Annotated in this window: 19 protein-coding genes; 10 read left to right on the top strand and 9 right to left on the bottom strand. The window is 66.9% G+C overall.

Annotated elements, in window-relative coordinates; genetic code table 11:
• Nucleotides 1-34: 34 nt before the first annotated feature.
• Nucleotides 35-1,519: a DHA2 family efflux MFS transporter permease subunit gene (locus tag NET02_RS04425; protein WP_284056164.1), complete on the bottom strand. Its 1,485-nt coding sequence runs from the start codon at nt 1,517-1,519 to the stop codon at nt 35-37.
• 367 nt (nt 1,520-1,886) lie between these two features.
• On the opposite strand from NET02_RS04425, the gene NET02_RS04420 reads away from it, so the two are divergent.
• The 3 genes from NET02_RS04420 to NET02_RS04410 are packed head-to-tail and all read left to right on the top strand — an operon-like array spanning nt 1,887 to nt 4,168.
• Complete coding sequence (locus NET02_RS04420) at nt 1,887-2,006, top strand: cytochrome c oxidase subunit 2A (protein ID WP_284056163.1); 120 nt, start codon at nt 1,887-1,889, stop codon at nt 2,004-2,006.
• A 3-nt stretch (nt 2,007-2,009) separates the two neighbouring features.
• Nucleotides 2,010-2,513 (top strand): cytochrome c oxidase subunit II, encoded by a 504-nt coding sequence (locus NET02_RS04415; protein WP_284056162.1) that lies wholly within the window; start codon nt 2,010-2,012, stop codon nt 2,511-2,513.
• Nucleotides 2,510-4,168, top strand: coding sequence for a cbb3-type cytochrome c oxidase subunit I (locus tag NET02_RS04410; protein ID WP_284056161.1), 1,659 nt, complete (start codon nt 2,510-2,512; stop codon nt 4,166-4,168). The genes NET02_RS04415 and NET02_RS04410 overlap by 4 nt, the downstream gene beginning before the upstream one ends.
• 130 nt (nt 4,169-4,298) lie before the next feature.
• Here the strand turns inward: NET02_RS04410 and NET02_RS04405 are convergent, their stop codons facing one another.
• From NET02_RS04405 to NET02_RS04390, 4 genes are all read right to left on the bottom strand, one after another.
• Nucleotides 4,299-5,594 carry a LysM peptidoglycan-binding domain-containing protein gene (locus NET02_RS04405; RefSeq protein ID WP_284056160.1) on the bottom strand — a complete coding sequence of 432 codons (1,296 nt, stop codon included), beginning with the start codon at nt 5,592-5,594 and terminating at the stop codon, nt 4,299-4,301.
• A gap of 79 nt (nt 5,595-5,673) precedes the next feature.
• Entirely contained in the window at nt 5,674-6,405 is a 732-nt protein-coding gene (gene rpiA / locus NET02_RS04400; protein ID WP_284056159.1) for a ribose-5-phosphate isomerase RpiA, read from the bottom strand.
• Nucleotides 6,402-7,364: a transketolase family protein gene (locus tag NET02_RS04395; RefSeq protein WP_284056158.1), complete on the bottom strand. Its 963-nt coding sequence runs from the start codon at nt 7,362-7,364 to the stop codon at nt 6,402-6,404. Before NET02_RS04395 ends, rpiA begins: the two co-directional genes overlap by 4 nt.
• Entirely contained in the window at nt 7,361-8,203 is an 843-nt protein-coding gene (locus NET02_RS04390; protein WP_284056157.1) for a transketolase, read from the bottom strand. Before NET02_RS04390 ends, NET02_RS04395 begins: the two co-directional genes overlap by 4 nt.
• A gap of 279 nt (nt 8,204-8,482) precedes the next feature.
• Between NET02_RS04390 and NET02_RS04385 the strand changes: the two genes are divergently transcribed.
• Together NET02_RS04385 and NET02_RS04380 are read left to right on the top strand one after the other, a co-directional pair.
• Nucleotides 8,483-10,240 carry an SH3 domain-containing protein gene (locus NET02_RS04385; RefSeq protein WP_284056156.1) on the top strand — a complete coding sequence of 586 codons (1,758 nt, stop codon included), beginning with the start codon at nt 8,483-8,485 and terminating at the stop codon, nt 10,238-10,240.
• Between the two features lie 254 nt (nt 10,241-10,494).
• Nucleotides 10,495-11,559 carry a lysylphosphatidylglycerol synthase transmembrane domain-containing protein gene (locus NET02_RS04380; RefSeq protein WP_284056155.1) on the top strand — a complete coding sequence of 355 codons (1,065 nt, stop codon included), beginning with the start codon at nt 10,495-10,497 and terminating at the stop codon, nt 11,557-11,559.
• A 34-nt stretch (nt 11,560-11,593) separates the two neighbouring features.
• On the opposite strand, the gene NET02_RS04375 is transcribed toward NET02_RS04380, so the two are convergent.
• On the bottom strand, nt 11,594-12,055 hold the full coding sequence (locus NET02_RS04375) for a hypothetical protein (protein ID WP_284056154.1): 462 nt from the start codon (nt 12,053-12,055) through the stop codon (nt 11,594-11,596).
• An 84-nt stretch (nt 12,056-12,139) separates the two neighbouring features.
• On the opposite strand from NET02_RS04375, the gene NET02_RS04370 reads away from it, so the two are divergent.
• The 4 genes from NET02_RS04370 (at nt 12,140) to NET02_RS04355 (ending at nt 16,350) form a co-directional block, all read left to right on the top strand.
• A complete protein-coding gene (locus NET02_RS04370) occupies nt 12,140-13,021 on the top strand; it encodes a phosphotransferase (RefSeq protein ID WP_284056153.1) in 882 nt (293 codons plus the stop codon).
• A gap of 73 nt (nt 13,022-13,094) precedes the next feature.
• Complete coding sequence (locus NET02_RS04365) at nt 13,095-15,152, top strand: helicase-associated domain-containing protein (protein WP_284056152.1); 2,058 nt, start codon at nt 13,095-13,097, stop codon at nt 15,150-15,152.
• 83 nt (nt 15,153-15,235) lie between these two features.
• Nucleotides 15,236-15,421 carry a hypothetical protein gene (locus tag NET02_RS04360; protein WP_284056151.1) on the top strand — a complete coding sequence of 62 codons (186 nt, stop codon included), beginning with the start codon at nt 15,236-15,238 and terminating at the stop codon, nt 15,419-15,421.
• Nucleotides 15,418-16,350 (top strand): CPBP family intramembrane glutamic endopeptidase, encoded by a 933-nt coding sequence (locus tag NET02_RS04355; RefSeq protein WP_284056150.1) that lies wholly within the window; start codon nt 15,418-15,420, stop codon nt 16,348-16,350. Before NET02_RS04360 ends, NET02_RS04355 begins: the two co-directional genes overlap by 4 nt.
• Nucleotides 16,351-16,373: 23 nt before the next feature.
• Here NET02_RS04355 and NET02_RS04350 read toward each other — a convergent pair whose 3' ends face one another.
• The 3 genes from NET02_RS04350 to NET02_RS04340 all read right to left on the bottom strand — a co-directional run bounded on the left by NET02_RS04350 (nt 16,374) and on the right by NET02_RS04340 (nt 18,656).
• Nucleotides 16,374-17,543, bottom strand: a complete 1,170-nt coding sequence (locus NET02_RS04350; RefSeq protein ID WP_284056149.1) for an agmatinase family protein — start codon at nt 17,541-17,543, stop codon at nt 16,374-16,376.
• Nucleotides 17,544-17,591: 48 nt separating this feature from the next.
• Nucleotides 17,592-18,026 carry a hypothetical protein gene (locus tag NET02_RS04345; RefSeq protein WP_284056148.1) on the bottom strand — a complete coding sequence of 145 codons (435 nt, stop codon included), beginning with the start codon at nt 18,024-18,026 and terminating at the stop codon, nt 17,592-17,594.
• A 318-nt stretch (nt 18,027-18,344) separates the two neighbouring features.
• The gene (locus NET02_RS04340; protein ID WP_284056147.1) at nt 18,345-18,656 is read right to left on the bottom strand and encodes a hypothetical protein; all 312 of its coding nucleotides are present in this window, start codon (nt 18,654-18,656) and stop codon (nt 18,345-18,347) included.
• 320 nt (nt 18,657-18,976) lie between these two features.
• Here NET02_RS04340 and NET02_RS04335 point away from each other — a divergent pair, with 320 nt between their 5' ends.
• Nucleotides 18,977-20,575, top strand: a complete 1,599-nt coding sequence (locus NET02_RS04335; RefSeq protein WP_284056146.1) for an amidohydrolase — start codon at nt 18,977-18,979, stop codon at nt 20,573-20,575.
• Nucleotides 20,576-20,578: the final 3 nt, after the last annotated feature.

Here is a 20,578-nt window from a genome sequence, read left to right as displayed (position 1 = left end):
CGGCGAGCGCTCGCCGGGCACATGGAGACGGCGGCTAGTCCGCCGCGCTGCCGCGAGCCGAACGTGCCGGGTGCTTGCGCGCCTGGCGACGCAGGCGGGCGGTGTCCGGGATCAGGAAGACCAGCGGAATCATCAGCAGGATCAAGAGCGCGCTCGCCCTGAAGATCACCGCGAGCCCCTCGCCCGGGTTAGAGAAGCGGGTCAGGAGCAGGACAATCAGCGCCGTGCCCAGGACGCCGCCGGTCGAGCGGAACATGCCACGCATGCCGACGATCCGCGCCACCGCCGCGGGCATCAGCTCCAGCGCGGCGTTGCTCGAGGCCGGCGCGCTGATGCCGACGCCGATCCCGGAGATCGCGACCAGGGCCGCCAGCAGCAGCTCATCACTCACCGGGTGTCCGGCGACCGACACCTGGTGCCAGCTCTCCGCCGTGAGGAAGAGGCTAGCGCTGACCAGCACGATTCCGGCGATCATCGGAGAGCGGTAGCCCAGCCGGATCAAGAAGAAGGAGCTCAGCGCCGAGCAGAGGGCCATGGCGAGCGCCCGCGGCATAAGGATGAAGCCAACGGTCGTCTCGCGCAGGTGATAGGCCTCGATGGCATACAGCGGGACGAAGCTGAAGAAGCCGAAGACGAGCGCGCCATGAAGGAAGTTGTACAGGTTGACCGCGGCGAAGGCCCGACCGCGCAGTAGCCGCAGGTCGATCATCGGGTCGGCCACGCGGTGCTCCTGATAGACAAAGGCCACCAGCGCGAGCGTGCCGAGGAGGAGCCAGAGGGCGACTTGCGAGGTGAAAGCCCCCAAGTTCCCCAGTACGGTCAAGCCGAACATGATACCGAGCATGCCCAACGCGAAGAGCGTTGCACCGACGAGGTCGATCGGTCGGGGGCGCGACGGTCGTGTGCTGGCAGGGATCAGCCCCAGACCGCCCAGGAGCAGCACGATCCCGATCGGCACGTTGATGAAGACAGAGCGCCAGCCGAGGTGCTCGACCATCCAGCCACCCAGCACCGACCCGACCAGGGCACCGACAGGGAACACGCTCGCGAACAAACCGATCGCCGTCGGGCGCCAGCGGTCGTCGAAGACATCGCTGATGATGCCCGAGGCCGAGGGCATGAAGGCACCGCCTCCCACGGCCTGGAGGATTCGGAAGAGGATGAGAAGGTAGACGTTCGGCGCGATGCCGCAGAGAAACGAGCTGGCTGTGAACAGCCCGACGCAAGCGAGGAAAAGCCGCTTGCGGCCTAACTCATCGCTGAGCTTGCCGGCAAGGGGCATCATGACCGTCTGCGCGAGCTGGTAGCCGGTCAGCACCCACCCCACCCAGACCACGCTCGCGTTCAGCCCTTCGGTCATCGCCGGGAATGCCACCGTGACGGTCGTGATGCCGATGCTCGACATCAGGAGCGCAAGACAGACGACCAGGAAAATCAGGATCGACCGCGCCCCGGGTCGCCGCCCTGCGCCTAACGGGCCGGTGCCGCCAGCCGATGCCTGGTCGAGTGCGCCTGTCATCGAGCTGTATACCCCCGTTTCTGGCCGTCGCTCAGCCTGAGAAGAGGCACCCCCATCGCCATGTCTCGTCGAGCTGGCGAGACGGGGGCGAAGCGCAACGCGATAGGGAACCCGGTCGTACAGGCATGCGGGGATGAACAATGCGGCAGCGCGCGACCTACCGCTCGTTCGCAGCCTGCCGCCTCCAACGCCCCTCCGGCACACAATACCTTAGCCCGTCCGCACTGGTGAGGCAATCGGGGTCCGGCACGGAGGGAGCCCCCGATCACGACGAGAATCGGCACCGGCCTCGAGTCGCTTCTTGACTTCATGGGTTTCCTCTTCTACGATGCAGATACGTTCCAAATAGGGTGAAGGAGGCAGGACGATGAATGTAACGCCTCCTGAAGAGGCCCCGAAGGGCGCGCTCCTCCTTATGCTCGTGTTCTTCCTGATGCTGGTCGGGTTCTGGTTCGTTCTCTATGCCGAGTTGTGGACCCGGAGGTGAGTTGTGGCCGAAGCTGGACCGCCAGAACGCCATGAGCCCTATCTGTACGAGCTCGCCTGGATCCTCCCCAGTATCGCAATCCCGACCGCAATGCTCGTCGCCGTCGTGATCGCCGCATTTGGAATGGGCATCCACCTGCCCGGCATAGCAGGCACGGTCGACCCGGCTCAGCTCAGGGAGACACCGCCCTTTGACAATCCCGGTCTGTCGCAGATCGCCCCCAACCACTACCAGCTCACGATCGTGGCGAGTGCCTGGCAATTCCAGCCCAATGAAGTGCGGATACCGGCCGGCGCGCAGGTCGATATCGTTGCGACAAGCCGGGATGTCATTCACGGGTTCGAGATTCCCGGAACGAACGTGAACCTTATGGTGATACCGGGCCGCATCGCCCGCACGACAGTAACCTTCCACCAACCGGGAACCTACCAGTTCATGTGCCATGAGTACTGTGGTGTGGGACACCATCTCATGTGGGGTCGCATCATCGTGGAGGGGACGCCATGAACGGCCTGCCGGCTCGCTACCCCGCCGAGCTCGGCTCGGTGCACCGGTTGACCGGAGCCTATGTCACTGTCGCGCTCATTACACTGGCGTTAGCGAACGTGCCGAGTATCTACCAGGCCCTCGATAGTGCTGGCATCAACCTCTACGCAACGCTGCCGATCTTCCGCTCGTATTACCAGGGTCTCACCCTGCACGGCGTCGGTAATGTGCTGCTCTGGACAACCTTCTTCATCTGCGGGTTCCTGAGCTTCACGATGGTCTATGCCTTACGTCGCCCGCTGGCCTCGATGCGGCTCGCCTGGGCAACCTTCTGGATCATGCTTGCCGGCCTCGTACTTGCCGTGATCGCGATCCTCGCGAATCAGGCTACGGTGCTCTATACCTTCTATCCACCGATGCGCGCACACCCGGCCTTCTATATCGGCTTGACACTGGTCGTAGCGGGTACGTGGCTCGTATTGCTGAACTTCATTCGGACGTACCGCCAGTGGCGAGCGAGCCATCCCGACGAGCCCACGCCACTGGCAGCGTTCGGGGCTTTGATTACCTTCGTGATGTGGACGATCGCCAGCGCTGGCGTGGCCATCGAGATGGTCTTCCTGTTGATCCCGTGGTCCCTCGGGCTCGTCTCAGCCATCGACCCACTCCTCGCTCGCTCGCTGTTCTGGTTTACCGGGCATCCGATCGTATACTTCTGGCTGCTGCCTGCCGTAATCTCCTGGTACACGATGGTTCCCAAGATCGCGGGAGGACGCCTCTTCAGCGAGACTGTCGCTCGTATCGCCTTCATCATCTTTCTCGTCTATTCGCTTCCTGTCGGCCTCCACCACCAGTTCACCGATCCTGGTATCTCCGAGTGGTGGAAGCTCGTGCACGCCTTCTTCACATTCATCGTGTTCTTCGCCAGCCTCCTCACGATGTTCAATGTAGCTGCCACACTCGAGAACGCCGGCCGAGCACGCGGAGCGAGGGGGTGGTTGAACTGGATCCTGCCGCTACCCTGGAGCGAACCCGCTTTCGTCTCTCAGGTCCTGGGCATGTTCCTCTTCATCTTCGGCGGCATAAGCGGCCTGGCCAACGCCTCGTACAATGTGAACTTGATCGTCCACAACACGCGCTGGATCGTCGGCCACTTCCATCTGACGGTCGGGGCGGCTGTCACGTTGACCTTCATGGGGATCACATACTGGCTGGTACCCTACTTGACCGGCCGCGCGCTCTGGAGCCGGAGGCTCGCGCTCGTTCAGGCCTGGTCGTTCTTCGTAGGGGAGGTGATCTTTTCCGAGACGCTTCACCGGTTGGGCTTGCTCGGCATGCCGCGTAGGACACAAATCGCGGCGGCCGAGTACGTTATGCCGCAATGGCAGAGCATCATCGGTATGCCTCTCGTGGGCATCGGCGGCACGATCATGTTCGTAAGCGGCATCCTCTACCTGCTGAACATCACGCTTACGCTGGTGGCCTCCCGCACTCCGGCACAGGTCGAGGTGCCACTCGCCGAGTATGCCCCTGGGGAGCGTCGCGTCCCGCCGGTACTCGATCGCTGGCGTCCATGGGTGATCGTCACCATCACCCTCACCCTCGTCGCGTGGCTTCCACCGCTGCTCATGCTACTCGCCTCGCTGTCGCCAGTGCGCGGCGCGCGCGTGTGGTGAGTTGGAGGTGGTCTCATCCACCTCCAACCTGACACCTCTACACGCAACACCAGACGGCATCGACCGCTGGTGAGCCGCAGGGCTCTCTGCACCGGTTGCGCTCTGCCAGCAGCCGAGCGCTGGCCCGGCGTCAGCCCCAGGGAGCCGGGCTGATCAGCAACGCCATGCCGTCGAAGTAACCCCAGGAGCGCATGAAGTCGTCCCAGGAGAACGCGCGGTACTGGCCGTCTCCCGGGTCGGCGATGTAGACCCAATCCTGGTCGTAGCCGTAGACGACGACAGCGTGCTGTTGCGGCACCAGCGTGAACGTCTCGCCCTCGTACTCGGCCGTCAGCCGGGGCTGAACGCTGGCCATGTTGGTCATCCAGACCACGACCGGGCGGCCACGATCGAGCTCCGAACGCAGCACGCTGGCATCACCCTGGGCATAGACCACCTGCGCCTGGAACCCGTAGCGCTCCAGGAGCGGCACGAGTGGCTCGGCGTAGACGCCGTAGTCATCGGTGCCGCCGAAAGCCCCGTTCATGTCGCCGCGGAAGCCCCGGTGCGGGTTGGGGTGGTACGGCATGTTCTCGATGAAGACCCACTCCGAGACCTGCCGGCCGTAGTAGGCAGTCACCATGCTCAGCGAGGCGGACTCACAGCTCAATGGGAGAGACTGCCGCAACGCCGGCACGCCGCTCAGCAGCACGCCCTGGCCGGACTGGGTCGTGGTCGGGCGAGCTGCCGGTACCCGGAGCATCTGTCCCTCGAAGATCCGATTGGCATCCGGCAGGGCATTCGCCTGCATCAGCGCGGCGACGTCCACACCGTAGCGCCGGGCGATCGCGCTGAGCGTCTCACCTGGAGCCACAACGTGGATCAGGCTATCGGGCTGGCTGGACGCTGGCTCGTTGCTCTCTGCGGGGATCACCAGCTCGACCCCGGCCGGCACCAGGTCGGGATCGGCCAGCTCGTTCGCGGCGGCGATCGCCTCGACCGTGACGCCGTATTGTCGCGCGATCTCCGCGAGGGTCTCGCCCTCCTGGACGCGGTGGCGCCTGGCAGTGATGCTCGATGCTTCGGAGATGCGGAGCTCGCTCCCGGCGAGGATATAGTCGGGGTTCGCGATGCCGTTGAGCTGGACCAGGGCCTGCACGGTCGTGCCGTAGCGGGCCGCGATCTCGCTGAGGGTCTCGCCTGGCTGGATCAGGTGAGTGGTGGAGGCGTCGACGACCCCGGGGCTCGCCAACATGGCCGAAAGTCCACCGAGGAGCAGGGCCGGTGGGACATGGCGGCGAGGTGAGCGCTTGACCGGCCGCCGGCCGAACTGGTGTACCCGGCGTTCCGGTACCGGCAGCGCCAGGAGGCGCTCGCGCCGGAGCTGCCGTTGCCTGGTCGCGTAGAGTGCCACCAGGCTCCGGTTGGTCTCTCTCCGTCTCTCCATCGGCACCCTCTCCCTGGCTCACTGTGACCGTACATACTGTACGTACAGTATAGCCACGGTTAGAGACGCTGGCAAGCGGCTAGCGGGCTGCCCGGGGCTGCTCGCGGCGCAGCACCCGCACCCCATCCGGCTCGCCGACGATGACGGTATCGGTGAGGCCGAGGAAGAGCCCGTGATCGACGACTCCGGTAATCAGCTTGATCTCGCGCGCCAGCGCCTCCGGCTGGTCGAGCGGGCCGAAGTCGACATCGAGGATCAGGTTGCCGTTGTCAGTACGGTACGGCTGGCCGAGCGCGGTATGCCGGAGCACGGGTTTCCCGCCCAGGCGCTCGAGTTCCCGTGCCGGCTCGATCCAGGCGAACGGCACCACCTCTACGGGAACCGGCGTCCGTTCCCCTAGGCGGTCGACCAGCTTGGAGACATCGACCACGATCACCAGTCGCCTGGCCAGCGCGGCGACCAGCTTCTCGCGAACTAGCGCGCCGCCTCGCCCCTTCAGCAGGTGCAGCGTCCCCCGCTCGACCTCGTCGGCGCCGTCGATCGCCAGATCGATGCTCGGCGCCTCCTCCGGGGCCAGCAGCGGGATCCCGAGCCGTCGCGCCAAACGCTCCGAGCGTCGCGACGTGGAGACGCCGGTCAGCACGGTTCCGGCGCGAACCCGGGCCGCCAGCTCGTGGATGACCAGCTCAGCCGTCGAGCCGCTGCCCAGCCCGACGACCATCCCCGGCTCGACCAGCTCGGCGGCAGCCGTCGCCGCCAGGCGCTTGAGCCTCGCCGTGCTGCCCCGGTCACCCCCGGACCTTGTTGTCACCGGCGCGCCACCACGCTCTCGGCAGCCTCGACGATCCGCTCGGCGGTCAGGCCGTAGGCGCGTAGCAGGTCGTCGGGCGCGCCCGACTCAGCATAGGTATCGTCGAGGTCGACGAACGCCATCGGGCAGGGATACCGACGCGCGACCGTCATCGCCACCACGCTCCCCAGCCCGCCGTAGTGCAGGTGCTCCTCGGCGACGACGATACCGCCGGTCTCGCGGGCCGCCGCCACCAGGGCCTCTTCGTCGATCGGCTTGACGGTCGGCATGTCCAGCACGCGCGCCTGGATCCCCCGGCCCGCGAGCTCTTCGGCCGCATCGAGCGCCGCCGCGACCATGATGCCGTTCGCCACCAGCGTCACGTCGTGGCCCGCGCGAAGCTGGTACGCCTTCCCGATCACGAACTCGAACGACTCGTCGTAGACGACCGGAACCGGCGGGCGTCCCAGGCGCAGGTAGGTCGGCCCCTCGTGCAGAATCATGGCGCGCGTCGCCGACCGCGTCGCGTGCTCGTCGGCCGGCACCAGCACCGCCAGGCCGGGCAGCGCGCAGGCGAGCGCCACGTCCTCGATCCCCATCTGCGACGGGCCATCTTCGCCGATGCTGATCCCAGCATGGCTGCCCACGAGCTTCACGTTGAGGCGCGGGAACGCCACGCTCATGCGGATCTGGTCGAAAGCGTTGCAGAGGAGAAAACAAGCGAAGCTGGCAGCGACCGGGATCTTGCCGCTGGCTGCTAGCCCCGACGCGACACCGACCAGGTTGGATTCGGCAATGCCGACGTTGAAGAAGCGGTCGGGGAACTCCTTCGCGAACCATTCGGTGCGGGTCGAATTGCTCACGTCACCGTCGACGACGACGACATCCGGGAATTCACGGCCCAGATCGCGCAGGGCCTCGCCGAAAGCGTCTCGGGTCGCCTTACCCAGCTTGAGTCCAACGCGAGTGCCGAGGTTCATCCGAGCTCCTCCAATGCCTGTTGCAGCCGGTCGCGCGGCACTGCCCGCCCGTGCCAGGTAAAGTCCTGCTCCAGGAAGCGCACCCCTTTGCCCTTGACCGTGTGGGCAATGATCGCGAAGGGGCCGTCCTCGAAGGCCGTTGCGAAGCGCAGTGCCTGATGGACTGCGACCAGGTCGTGCCCGTCGACCTCGTCGACCTTCCAGCCGAAGGCACGCCACTTATCGGCATAGGACAGCGGGTCGGTGACGCTTGCCACCCCGGTCGTCTGCTGGTAGCGGTTGTGGTCGACGATTGCGACCAGGTTGCCCACGCGGCTGTGGGCAGCGGCCATGGCGGCCTCCCAGACCTGGCCCTCCTCGATCTCGCCGTCGCCCAGGAGGACGTACACGTGGTAGCTCCGGCCTTCCAGCCGTGCCGCCAGCGCGTGCCCAAGCCCGATGGAGAGACCCTGCCCCAGGCTGCCCGTGGAGGCTTCGACCCCAGGCAGCCGCCGCATATTCGGATGACCCTCCAGCGGGCTGCCGAGCTGGCGCAGCGTCCGGAGCTGTTCCTTGGGAAAGTACCCGGCTTCCGCCAGCACCGCGTAGAGGATGGGGGCGGCATGCCCCTTCGACATGATGAAGCGATCGCGATCTGGCCAGCGTGGCTGAGCGGGGTCGTACCGCAAGATACCGCCGAAGTAGAGCGCAACCAGGATCTCCACCGCCGACATCGAGCTCGTCGGGTGGCCCGACCCAGCCTCGGTGGTCATGATCAGCACCTCGCGTCGCAGTTCGCGGGCCAGGGCTGTGAGTCGCTCGATCTCCGTCGTGCTCAGCGTGGTTTGCACCTGTGCCATTGGACCTCCCATCCCGCCTCTCCGCGCAGGCACGCCCTTGATTGTACTCTCTGCCCGATCCATGCCGGCCCCGCGTGGTCTCACACTCTTTTCCTGGTTGCGCTCGAGCGCGAGCGGTGGTAGCCTCCATCACAACAAGAGAGCCGTATCCAGGACCGTACACCGGCCGGGGGCCGCGGAGTCGACCAGCATGGGGGAATGACCCGCGTGGCCGGTGCTACGTTGCAGGCACGGTGATCGCCCGGTCACGCATGAGCGATCACGGAGCGGGACACCTGGATGGGGAAGGGGAGCCGATTGGGGAAGAAGCGGGTTCTCGTTTGTCTCGCCCTCTGCTCGCTCCTGCTCTGTACCACCGCTCTCTCTCCTGTTCTTGCCACCGACTTCGCCCCTGGCGGCATCGCTCTTGTCAGCGGTACCGATGGCGACGGGCTGCGACTGCGCGATGGCCCGAGCTTCGCGGCCGCCACGCTCGCGGTGATGCCCGAGGGAGCCGAGGTACGGGTCACCGGCACGGCGACGATTGACACCGAGGGGAACGTCTGGATCCCGGTCAGCTACGGCGACCTCGCCGGATATGCGCTGAGCGATTTCCTCGCGTTGTCCTCTGATGATGACGCTCCCGCTCGGGCCCAGCAGGCGAGCGGATCGTCGGCTGCCACGAGCCTGGGAGTCGGTGTCACCGCGCAAGTGTCCGGCACCGATGGTCAGGGTCTAAACGTCCGCCAGCAGCCCGGCTATGGCGCGACGGTGCTCACGGTGGCACCGGAAGGGGCAGCCATGCTGGTGATCGGCGGTCCCCAGGTAGACGGGCAGAGCATCACCTGGTGGCAGGTGAGCTACAACGGCCTGGTAGGCTGGGCTCAAGCAGACTACCTGCGCGCGACCTCCGGCGAGAGCGCGTCGCCTCCCCCTCCGCTCCCCGGTTCCCCCGGCGCGACCTTCCGCGTCTACGCGCATCGCCTGGGGCTGGTCGGGCAGGTGACCGCCAACGGCCACGTGATCCAGGAGAACGACCGGTTCGTGGCCCTGCCCTGTGCCTGCGTCCTCTCCTCGAACGGCGGGAACGAGTACCAAGTACTGATCGAGTACAAGGGGCGATCGGTCGTGTTGCCTGTCTGGGATGTCGGCCCCTGGAATATCGACGATAACTACTGGGACCCGCCGGAGAAGCGCCGCTGGAAGGGTTTGCCCCAGGGGACTCCGCAAGCGGCGGCCGCCTACTTCAGCGACTACAACCATGGCCGCGACGGCAAGGGGCGCGAGGTAAAGAGCCCCGCCGGCATCGACATCGCGGACGGTGCCTTCTGGCACGATCTGGGCATGACCGAGTCGGACTGGGTCACAATCACGTTCCTCTGGATGGTCAAGGCACCGGCCCAGCTCCCAGCCGCCCCCTCCGGCTACGAGGATGTCCCGACCGTCAACCCGGGCAACCGGCCACCGCTCGATCCGGTGCCGGCCAAGGACCCCTCACGATACGCGTACTTCCCCGAGACCGGTCACAACGTCCCGAAGCTGCTCATGGACTACTGGTCGGCCAACGGCGGCTGGCGCGTCTTCGGTCTTCCGATCAGCGAGTTCTTCCGCGAGGTTCGCGTTGATGGGGCAGTACGCTTCGTCCAGTACTTCGAGCGGGCGATCCTGACGTACGACCCGGCGGCTCCGGCGGCCGAGGCGATCCAGCCCGTGCCGATTGGCTACTACACGTCGGCCCCAGCGGATGCCTGGGTTCCGGTGGCGCCCTTCGAGGACAGCGCGGAGCGCTGGTACTTCCCCGAGAGCGGACATTCGCTGAGCTTCGGCTTCAAGCAGTACTGGATCGACCACGGCGGCCAGCACACGCTAGGGCTACCGATCACTGAGGAATACCGCGTCGACCTGCCGGATGGGCGCTGGTACACCGCGCAGCTCTTCGAGTACGGCCGTCTGGAATGGTGGCCCGATCAAGCCGGGACAGGCAGAGAGATCACGCATGGATTGCTAGTGGTCGAGATGCTGCGTGAAGCCGGATGGCTCCCACCCGGTCCTGGATAGGCCCCTCGACTGCTGATCAGCGTGTACCGATCTTTACGACGAGCCTGGCCAGTACCGGTGTTGACCGAAGAGCGATTCATGGTACAGTTGAGGTGGCGTCCACGAAGGGTGCAGTCTGACGAGGCTCCGCGGGACGATGCCGAGCGAACGCCTCGCGGACCCGATGTGATCGATCCGGCAGTCGATGCGGAGCCGCGCAGGTTTCAGCGCCTCCTGGCTGTGAGGCAACAGGTGGGAGGGACTACCCGGCCAGCATGAAACGGCTGGTTTTCTTCGTCGCAATTTTGGCTTCGGTTCTCGCTATAGCCGTCCTCACCGACCTCAGCGCGCTCATGACGGCATTGCTCAGCCTGTCGGCTGGGACAGCCCTCTCGCTGCTCATCGTCCTCCTCGCGAACGAGATACTCAAGGGACTTCGCTGGGCGTTCTATCTCCGCGCGGCTCATCTCGACATCCGGGTTATCGATGGCTTGACCAGCTACCTCGCCGCCCAGGCAGCCACGGCCATTCCTGGAGGCTCCGTCCTCAGCGCGCGGCTGGTCGAGGAGCATGCCAGGGGTCGAGTACGCATGCGCCAAGCCGCACCTGGCCTGATCGTGCAGATGTTCGGTGACTTCCTGGCGGTCTCCGCCCTGGCGACGGCGGCGATCTTGCTGACGGAGCAGCGCCCCGTTCAGCTCCTGATCCCGGCCCTCGCGGCGGTGATTACTACCGTATTGATCGCGGTTTTCCGCAGCGAGCGGCCGGCCGAGTGGCTGCTCCGCGCCATGAGCCAGCGCCGGATCACCCGCCGGCTTGTCCCGACCGAAGAGGATTTTCGGATCCACCTGAAGCGCATGCTGCGCTCCGGCGTGCTTACCGGCGGCACCGTGTTCAGCGTCGGCACGACTCTGCTCTCGGTCACGGTCGTCTGCATCCTGGTGAACGCGCTGACCGTGCGAGGAGTGGCCTTCGCCGAAGGGCTGTACGTCCACAGCTTCAGCATGCTGGCCCACCTGTTCGTCCCCACACCTGGTGGAATCGGAGCCAGCGACGCGAGCCTGGCCGGCATGCTGAACTACATCGGCATCGGGCTCGGCCGCGCGACGTTCATCGCACTCACCTATCGCTCCGTGGGCGTGCTCTTCCGCACAGCGATCGGGATGGTCACGTTGCTCGCCCTCTACCCCTCGGTGCTGGTCGAAGTCCGGCGCGGCGAGCAGCCAGCGCCTGCCCGCTCCTCGCCAGCGCTCATCGGCCTCGGCTCTGCAGGGCTCGCTACCGCTTCCGAGCTGCCTGCGCCGGCCGGTGAGAGCCTCGTCACCGGCGGCGAGGACTGACCGGCCACCTTCAGGGTGATCTCGGGCTCAGCCTTCAACGGCGAGCAGCGGAGAGCCTCGTCCGCGCCTGTCTCCACTCGCGCAGCAGCGGCTCAACGACGACGATGAAGCGAGCGAGTCGCCGGCCGATCTCTCCCGCCAGCGCTTCGGTCAGCGGCTGGTACGGAAGGTGCTGGTAGAGGTGGCCCCAGCTCTGCGTCCAGCGTTCCAGCTCCGTCTCCGGCCCCAGTTCATGCTTCAGTTCCAGGATGTGCCGGTCGAGCCAGAGCAAGAGCTGCTCGGTGCTCTCGGGCCCGTCTTCGAAGTGCAGGCCGATCTCGATGTGCCTGTCACGGCCATTCACCCAGACCTCGTAGTGGATGCGCGGTTGCGCGTAGTAGATCTTCAACAGATGCTGCGCCTGCGCGATGCGAAAATCTGCCAGCCCGGCAGGTAGCCGGCTGCGCAGCGCTCCGATCACGTCGTGAAAGAACTCTCGCCGTGTCAGCGTCGTCATGGGTGAACCAGATCGTGCAAGCGCTGCTCCTGTGAGCCACACCGGCCCGGCTGCCAGAATAGCATCCTGAGAAGAGGAGGACAGGTGGAAGAGACGGTACGCTTTCGCCAACTCATCGAGGCGGCGTTCCCGGAACTGGACATTCGGAGCATCGTCTTCCTCGGCGCCGGCTGGGACAGCACGACCGTGCTCGTCAACGGCGAGCTGGTATTCCGGTTCCCTCGCCGTGCCGACGTCGCGCGGGCGATCGAGGTCGAGCGCTGCCTCTTGCCGAGCCTTACGCCACGCTTGCCTCTGCCGATCCCGCGGTTCGACTTCGTCGCTGGGCCACTGCCCGGCTACCCCTGGCGCTTCGTCGGCTACCGTGCCCTGCCCGGCAGGCCGATGGCTGATATGCCGGCCAGTAGCCTCTGCCTGGAACAGATCGGGCGCGCGCTCGGGGCCTTCGTGCGCGCGCTCCACGACGCGCCAGTCGAGCTGGCCGACCGCTGCGCGGCGGTCTTCTACGCTCCGGAAGCCTGGGTCGAGCGACATTGGCAACTCGCCCAAGACACGCTGCCGATCGTCGAGCGAGCGCTCGGGGAAGAGCCCGCTCGGCGGCTCCAGGCGTTCTGGGCCGAATACCGGAACGACCCGCGCTCGCGGCGATTCACTCCCGCCATCGTGCACGCCGATCTCAACCCCGACCACGTATTAATCGACCCGGCAACCGGCGAGGTGACCGGTGTCATCGACTTCGGCGACGCCTGCATCGGCGACCCCGCCATCGACTTCGCTGGCTTCCCTGAGGAGATCGTCGCGGCGATGCTCGCGACCTACGGCCGGGACGATCCTGGCCTGCTCCACCGAAGTCAGGCGCTCGCCCGCGCGATCCCGCTGCACGCAATCCATTTCGGCGCGCTCGTCCGCGACGAGACGATTCTGTCCGCGGGTCTGGCCGAGCTGGCTCTCCAACTCGGCGGCTGATCGCGACCCTTTCCCAGCCCGCGTACGACCGCTATAGTTCTGCTACGGATACCGGTACCACCGTGGAGCAGCCATGCGCAACTTGCTGGGCCGCTTAATCGAGCGCTCGCCACAGAGCCTGTCCAGCGTCGCCCAGTTCTGGGAGGTTCCGCTGCAGGGGATCGACCCGCACCGGGAGGCCGGCCAGCTTTACCCGGTGCTGACCGATGCCTGGAGCCTGGCGCTGGCCTGGGAACGGATCTCACCTCGCGAGCAGCAGGTGCTCGGCACGCTGGTCAAGGCGCCGCGGCCGCTCGACCTGGAGTCGCTGGCAGCGGCGCTCGGGCTGGACGCGCACGCGGTGTTGCCCTCGCTGCGTCGCCTGTACCGCATCGGCTTGATCGCCACGGAGCGGAGCCAGGAGCCGGACGACCCCAAACTGCACTTCTACGTGCCAACCGAGATCGCTCATACCTTATCGAGACTCGATCACGAGCGATCCCACCCGCCCACTGGGGACGAGCCGCTCGCGTGGTTCCTCGAGCGATTGGAGGACGTCGAGCTGCTGGAGCTGGCCGAGCACCTGGGCATGACTGTCCTGCCGGCCGTGACGCAGCGCCAGGAAGCGCTTCGCTTCGCGGTGCAGCGGTTGCAGGACCGGCGCTGGCTGGCTGAGAAGCTCGATGCCTTGTCTCCGTCCGCCGCGCGGCTCTGGGGCTGGCTGAACACGAAATCCAGGCCAGCACCGGCCGGCGAGGCCCAGTCGGAGACGGGGACCTCCTTCGGCGAATACCGGCGAGCGGTCCGCGAATTGGCACAGCTCGGCGTCCTGTGGCGCGGTTACGACGCCCAGGGAAGACTGTTGCTACTCGTCCCCAGCGCGCTCCGACAGCCAGCCCAGCCACAATCGCGCCCGCTGCCGGCTCTGGCGACGTCGGAGGCCGTGACCACCTCTCCACTCGCCTACCCCTGGGCGATCGCCTGGGATCTGCTCACCGTCCTGCGCGCGCTCATAGTTGCCGGGGGTCGCTGGCGCCCGGACGAGGAACTTCCACCGACGGCGGTTCTCCGGCGGGTGGACGGCCGGCTGTGGATCGGCCGGCCAGGCCAGGCGCCGCCGGCCTACTTCGCGCTCCTCGGAGCGCTCGCCGTGGGCCTCGGGCTGATCGACGGTGACGGCGCGCCGGCCCCACGCGAGCGGATCCGCTCCTGGCTTCGCTTCCCGTTCCCCGAGCAGGGGCGCCGGTTGCTCCGCGCCTGGCGTCGCCTGCCGGGCTGGCCCGAAGGCCACCACGAGGCCCTGATCACCGGGCTGGGCATCGACTGGCCGGCCCTGCGCGCGCGCCTGCTCACCGGCCTCCGCGAACTGCGGAGCGAGCAGTGGTACGTGCTGGAAACTGTAGTCACCCGCTTGAGCGCGCAGATGGCTAGCTCCGGGCGGAGCCCGTTCTCGGAGCATCCGCGTGCAGCCTGGACGGATCGTGACCGGGCAGAGGCACTGGAGCAGGTCATCGCGGCCACGCTCGGGAGTGCCGGCCGCTGGCTGGGGATCGTGGAGTACGGCCGTGATGCCGACGGAGCGGTCGTCGTCAGGCTGACCGATGCTGGCGCCTGGCTGCTCGGGCTGCACGGCGCGCCCCCCTCACCGCACCGCACCGGCCCAGCGATCGCAGCCGACGAGGACGGCTGGATCGCCGTCATCCACCCGTCGCCAGCTCTCGTCTGGGCACTCTCCGCCTTTGCCGATCTGGCGGAGCTCGGCCCGCCGGCGCGCTACCGGGTCACGCGAAGTAGCCTGCTGCGAGCGCTGCGCAGCGGGCTGCAGCTCAGCCAGATCCTGCGCTATCTCGAAGCGCAGCTCGGCGAACCGCCACCCGGCGAGCTGGCACAGCGACTCCAGCGGTGGATGACGGAGCACCGCCCCGCCTGGCTCGCGCATGCCCTGGTCGTCAGGGCGGCTGAGCCGGACCAGCTCGAGCAGGCACGCGAGAAGCTCGCTCAGGCCGGGTTCATGGTCGAGCTGGTCGCCAGCGAGCGGCTGCTGGTGGAGCTACCCGAGCGGGCCCAGCCCGATGCCGTTCTCCGGCGCATTCGCCAGCTCCTGCGCGAGGCCGGGCTCAGCCCGGAGTGGCGAGCAAGGCCAGGCCTCTGAAACCCGATAGAATTGCGGCGGTTCGATCCCGGCCCCTCGCGGCCGGCCACCACGTCAGAGCGAACGGTCGGAAAGGGAGCATCATGAGCCGAACCACGTCCGTGTACCTGGCCAGCGCTGTGGTTGTGTGGGCGGCCATCCTGGCAGCGTCCGCGCTTATCCTGCGCGGCACGCCGCTGTTTGGCCAGTTGCTGCCGATCCTCGGCGCGGGGGCAGCCTGGTTCGTCGTGATCGTGCCTGGCATGCTCACGCGCAGCCGGCAGCGATGACCGGCCGGCCACCCGTCGCCTGGCGAGGAGTAACCGTCTACCTGGCTCTGGCGTTCGGGCTCGCCTGGGCCGCCCAGATAGCCTTCGTATCGGCTCAGCGCGCCCTGGCTGACCTCCCCGCAATACTGACCGGCACGGCCATGCTGGTGAGCGCTGCCGCGCTGATGTGGCCACCGGCCGTCGGGGCGTTCGTGGCGCGCCGCTGGGTCGAGCGCAGCGGCTTCGCCGACGCGGGACTGCGCTGGCCGCGCGGGCGCTACATTCTGTTTGCCTGGCTCGGGCCCCCGGTGCTGACGCTCTCGGCGATCGCCGTCAGCCTGCCGCTGTACCCGATCGACTGGAACCTCGAGACGCTCCGCGAGGCGCCGAGCCAGAGCGGGCAGGTGTTCCCTCTCCCTCCAGCCGCCGTCCTGCTGATGCAGGCTCTCCTGGCCTCGACGCTCGCCGTGCCGATCAACAGTGTCTTCGCCTTCGGGGAGGAGTTCGGCTGGCGCGGCTATCTGCTTCCCCGACTACTGACGGTACTCGGCCCCTGGCCCGGTCTGCTCGTGCACGGAGCGATCTGGGGGTTGTGGCACGCGCCACTGATCTACCTGATCGGCTACAACTACCCGGGCCACAATCTGCTCGGCGTGCCGCTCTTCATTGTCTTCTGCACGCTGGCGGGCGTGCTGCTGAGCTGGCTCCAGCTCGCCTCGGACAGCGTCCTGGCGCCGACGATCGCGCATGCCTCGCTCAACGCGATCGGCGGGTTACCATTGCTGCTCCTGCACGGCGTCGACCCGGCAGTAGGAGGCGTCATCTACAGCCCGCTGGGCTGGATTCCCCTCGCAGTAGCGATCGTCCTGGCGCTACGGATCGGCGGGCTCGCCTCGCTGCTACACCGGCCAGCTTCCGCGGCGAGTACCCCCGGTATCGCGCCAGGATAGGGCACCGGTCCTGACCCGGCAGGCTACCCGCGATCCGCCTCCGCGCTGCCGGCAGACGGCTCGCCCGGCGCCTCGTCGCGCTGCGGGATCCGCCCCAGCTTGCGGTTGAGCACCAGCGTGCCGAGAACCTCCATGATCACCCGGGTGCCGAGCAGCGAGGTCACATCGGCCACATCGTAGGGAGGCGAGACCTCCACGACCTCCATCCCGGCCAGCCCCTCGCGGGCGATCAGCCGCAGCATCTGGAACACCTCGCGCGGCAGCAAGCCGCCTGGCTCGGGCGTCCCGGTCCCCGGCGCGAATGCCGGATCCATGCAGTCGATATCGAAGCTCAGATAGACGCAGCGCGCGTTCTTCCAGGCGATCTCCAGCGCGTACTCGCAGACCCGCTCGATCCCGTAGCGATCGACGTCGTCGATGGTGATCACTGTCGCCCTGCGCTCGCGGGCATTGCGTAGCCCGTCGCGCGAGCTCGTCCAGCCGCCGATCCCGATCTGGACGAGGTTAGTAGGCGGCGCGTTCGGGATGTTCGTCGCATGGAAGAACGGGGTGCCGTGCATCCGCTCGTCCATGTTGTACTCGCTGAGATCGCTGTGGCGGTCGAAATGGATGATCCCCACATTGCCGTCGATGTAGCGCGCGAGGCCCCGGATGTCGGGATAGCCGATCGAGTGGTCTCCGCCGAGCACGACCGGGAAGACGCCGCGCTCGATGATATAGCCGATCGCTCGGTCGATCTGGTCGAAGCTCTTCTCGATGTTGGCGGGAATCACCGAGACATCGCCGACATCGACCATCGTCAGCGACTCTACGAGGTCGACGCCGAGCACCAGGTTCGACCCGCCGCTGAGCGAGGAGATGCGGCGCATCGCCTCCGGCCCCCAGCGAGTCCCCGAGCGGAAGGTCGTACCGGTGTCGAGCGGCACACCGACGAACGCGACGTCCTGCCCGCCGAGCTCGCGCATATCGTGGAGGAACGGGACGCGCAAGAACGTGCCGCTGTTCGAGAAACCCCATTGCCCCCGGTTGAAGAGCGGGATCTCTCGATCGCGGATCGACTCAGCCGATTCCAGCCCGTGCTCGAGCGCGAGCCGGGTCAGCTCTTTCCGTCGTGCAGGTGGGATATCGTCCGCATGCTCCATGGCCCAGGTGCCGCGGAGATCCTCGCGCCTGATCGGATCCTCGGGAGCCATTGACCCCTCCTCGCACCTATTGCAAAGATTTGCTCTACGGCCTGTCGTCTACTGCATCATAGCATCTCGTCCACCGTTCCGGTCGTGCGTCGAGGAACGCGTGACGTTTGCGGCACGTTCCGCCCGGATGAACAAGATCGCGCGCAGAACGGCCTCCGCCGGGTACGGCGCCACCACGTTGGCGAGCGATCGCCCGGCCTCGTCGAAGGCGAGGCAGGCATAGTCCCCCTGGTTGTAGTCCAGCACGAACACCGGCGCCTCTTCCTGGAGCAGGCGCAGCAGACGCTCGAGGCGCGGGAGCAGCACCTGCTCCGGGCTGCGCCCCTGCGGGGGCATAGTCACGATCTCTACCCCGTTCGCTGGCCCCCATAGCCAGTCGCCAGGCTCGGGATCGAGCTGGCTCGTCAGCGAGCGGGCGAAGCCCTGGCAGAGCTTGAGGTAGGAGCGCGGAAACGGCCACTGCTCGGTGGTCTCTTCGGCCACGCGGGATACCCTCCCTCCGGTGCGCTGCGCGTCCGCCCGCGCTGATCGTAACCCGTCGCGCAGTGTGGAGCTAGCCCGGCGTGAGCTGCTGGGAACTGGCTTCGGGACCTCGCCGTGGGCCTGCAGTGGAGCCACGTTCGCGCAGGACAGGAGTCGAGCGCCGGTGTACACAGGGATCGTGTGGCTCCTGTCAGCTCCACCGGCGCTGGTGCACTGTACGATGCAAGAGGCAAGCGGTAATGCAGAGAGCCAGGAGGGTCACTCCTGGCCCCGACGATCGCACTGGTCTCGGTTTCGCCTGGAACGCCCGCGCGAAGGTTACGCCACGCGCTCGCCGCGCATGCGCTCCCGATCCTCCATGATCTTCCCGAGGATCAGGAAGGTGGGGACCCAAAGGCCAACGAACACGCCCATCCGCTCCCAGCGCGGGCCCTTGGTGAATTGGCCGCCGAACAGGCCGGTAACGAACTCCGCCAGGCTGACCAGGATCGAGAGCATGCCGGCCAGATAGAGTCCGGAGCTGCTCACTCCCAGTCGCTCGAGCGTGCGCACCAGCGCGTTCTCAGCCTGGATCATGCCATGCCGCTGCTGCTGCATGGCCTGCATGAACTCTTCTCCCTCATGGCGCATCCTGATTCACTCCCTTCACCCAGGTCGATCAGCTCGCTCGACAGCCGCGGAAGTAGGAGCACCGCGGAGAGGCGCCGCGAGACTGGGCCAGGCTGGCTCTTCCACCGCGCTGCCGGTCACGTCCACGCCACCTCATCCAATCCGGTGCTCCCGCCTGCTGGTGGCCGGCAACCATGATGCCGCGCATGGGCAGTCTACGCTGCCTGGAGAAATATGTCAAGTGAGTGCCCCGGGCCTTGAGCCGTCAGGCAAACCGTGCTACCGTCCCATCGCCTGTCGGTGACCGGTCAGCGCGGGCTGTGAGGAACAGGAGACAGTACATGGCAGATGCCTTCCTGATCACCAACGGCACGATTCTGACGATGAACCCAGCGCAGCCTGAGGTGGAGGCAGTCGGCGTCATCGGCGAGCGGATCGTCGCGACCGGCGATCGCGAGTCGGTCGCGAGCGCCCTGCCGCGCGGCTACCGCACGCTCGACCTGGCCGGGCGCACCTGTCTTCCAGGGTTCAACGAGGCGCACAACCACATGATCAGCTTCGGGCTCACCTTAGGACACGTGCCCTGTGGATACCCCGCTGTGCGCTCGATCGAGGAGATCAAGCGGGGTGTGGCCGAGCGTGCCCGGCAGCTCCCGCCCGGGAGCTGGATCCAGGGCCGGGGCTACGACGACAATAAGCTCGAGGAGCGCCGTCACCCCACCCGCTGGGATCTGGACGAGGCCGCGCCCGACCACCCTGTCATCATCGTCAACGGCTCGGGTCACATGTGCGTCGTGAACTCGCTGGCGCTCAGGCTCGCTGGCGTCACGCGGGAGACACCCGACCCCCAGGGCGGGCATATCGTGCGAGACGAGCACGGCGAGCCAACCGGCCTCCTGCAAGAGACGGCCCAGGAGCTGGTCTACACGGTCATTCCGGAGCCCACGGTCGAGGACATGATCCAGGCGCTCCGGCGCTGCAGCGAGGCCTACGCCGCCGCCGGCATCACCTCCAGCACCGATGCCAGCAGCGACTCACCGCTCCAGATCGAGGCGTACCAGCGGGCGGTCCAGCGTGGCGCGCTCAAGCTGCGCACCACGCTGATGATCCGGGAGAACCTGCTGCCCCACCTAATCGCGCTGGGGATCAAGCAGGGCTTCGGGGACAACCGGCTGCGCATCGGGCCGATCAAGCTGTTCATCGACGGTAGCCTCATCGGCCGCACCGCCGCCGTCAGCCGCCCCTTCCTCAACGACCCGCGGCCGGACAACTACGGCCTGACCATGATGCCCCAGGAGCAGTTCGAGGAGTACGTCTGGCAGGCCCACCACGCCGGCTTTCAGGTGGCGGTGCACGCCATCGGCGATCGAGGCATCGAGATGGTGCTGGACGCTTATCAGAAGGCGCTCGAGCGAGAGCCGCGGCCCGACCACCGGCACCGGATCGAGCACTGTGGCATCCTGCGGCCCGATCTGATCGAGCGGATCGCGGCCCTGCGCGTGCTGGTCGTGAGCCAGCCGATCTTCATCACCGAGTACGGCGATGGCTTCATCCGGCATCTCGGCATGGATCGCATCCAGCTCACCTACCCGTTCCGCAGCCTGCTCGAGGCCGGAATCACGCTGGTGTTCTCTACTGACTGCCCCGTGTCGTCGTACCAGCCGCTGAAGTGCATCCAGGCAGCCGTGACCGAGAAGACCGGGAGCGGTCGCTCCTACGCGCTGGAGGAGGCGATCAGCGTGGAGGAAGCACTCCCCCTCTATACCGTGGCCGGGGCCTACGCGACCTTCGAAGAGCAGGTGAAGGGGCAGATCCGGCCCGGAATGCTGGCCGACTTCGCCATCCTGGAGCAGGATCCCCGCGTCGTTGACCCAGAGGGGCTGAGCGAGATCCGGGTCAGCCAGACCATCATCGGTGGCGAGACCGTCTACGAGGCGTGACCG

This window comes from Thermalbibacter longus (assembly GCF_023806485.1).
Classification (GTDB): domain Bacteria; phylum Chloroflexota; class Chloroflexia; order Thermomicrobiales; family Thermomicrobiaceae; genus Thermalbibacter; species Thermalbibacter longus.
This window is presented reverse-complemented; position numbering and strand designations above follow the sequence as displayed.

Coding starts and splice junctions, on each gene's coding strand:
- NET02_RS04420 (WP_284056163.1), top strand. CDS start 1,887: ATGAATGTAACGCCTCCTGAAGAGGCCCCGAAGGGCGCGCTCCTCCTT.
- NET02_RS04390 (WP_284056157.1), bottom strand. CDS start 8,203: ATGGCACAGGTGCAAACCACGCTGAGCACGACGGAGATCGAGCGACTC.
- NET02_RS04405 (WP_284056160.1), bottom strand. CDS start 5,594: ATGGAGAGACGGAGAGAGACCAACCGGAGCCTGGTGGCACTCTACGCG.
- NET02_RS04340 (WP_284056147.1), bottom strand. CDS start 18,656: ATGCGCCATGAGGGAGAAGAGTTCATGCAGGCCATGCAGCAGCAGCGG.
- NET02_RS04380 (WP_284056155.1), top strand. CDS start 10,495: ATGAAACGGCTGGTTTTCTTCGTCGCAATTTTGGCTTCGGTTCTCGCT.
- NET02_RS04375 (WP_284056154.1), bottom strand. CDS start 12,055: ATGACGACGCTGACACGGCGAGAGTTCTTTCACGACGTGATCGGAGCG.
- NET02_RS04335 (WP_284056146.1), top strand. CDS start 18,977: ATGGCAGATGCCTTCCTGATCACCAACGGCACGATTCTGACGATGAAC.
- NET02_RS04360 (WP_284056151.1), top strand. CDS start 15,236: ATGAGCCGAACCACGTCCGTGTACCTGGCCAGCGCTGTGGTTGTGTGG.
- NET02_RS04410 (WP_284056161.1), top strand. CDS start 2,510: ATGAACGGCCTGCCGGCTCGCTACCCCGCCGAGCTCGGCTCGGTGCAC.
- NET02_RS04355 (WP_284056150.1), top strand. CDS start 15,418: ATGACCGGCCGGCCACCCGTCGCCTGGCGAGGAGTAACCGTCTACCTG.
- NET02_RS04395 (WP_284056158.1), bottom strand. CDS start 7,364: ATGAACCTCGGCACTCGCGTTGGACTCAAGCTGGGTAAGGCGACCCGA.
- NET02_RS04425 (WP_284056164.1), bottom strand. CDS start 1,519: ATGACAGGCGCACTCGACCAGGCATCGGCTGGCGGCACCGGCCCGTTA.
- NET02_RS04385 (WP_284056156.1), top strand. CDS start 8,483: ATGGGGAAGGGGAGCCGATTGGGGAAGAAGCGGGTTCTCGTTTGTCTC.
- NET02_RS04350 (WP_284056149.1), bottom strand. CDS start 17,543: ATGGCTCCCGAGGATCCGATCAGGCGCGAGGATCTCCGCGGCACCTGG.
- NET02_RS04365 (WP_284056152.1), top strand. CDS start 13,095: ATGCGCAACTTGCTGGGCCGCTTAATCGAGCGCTCGCCACAGAGCCTG.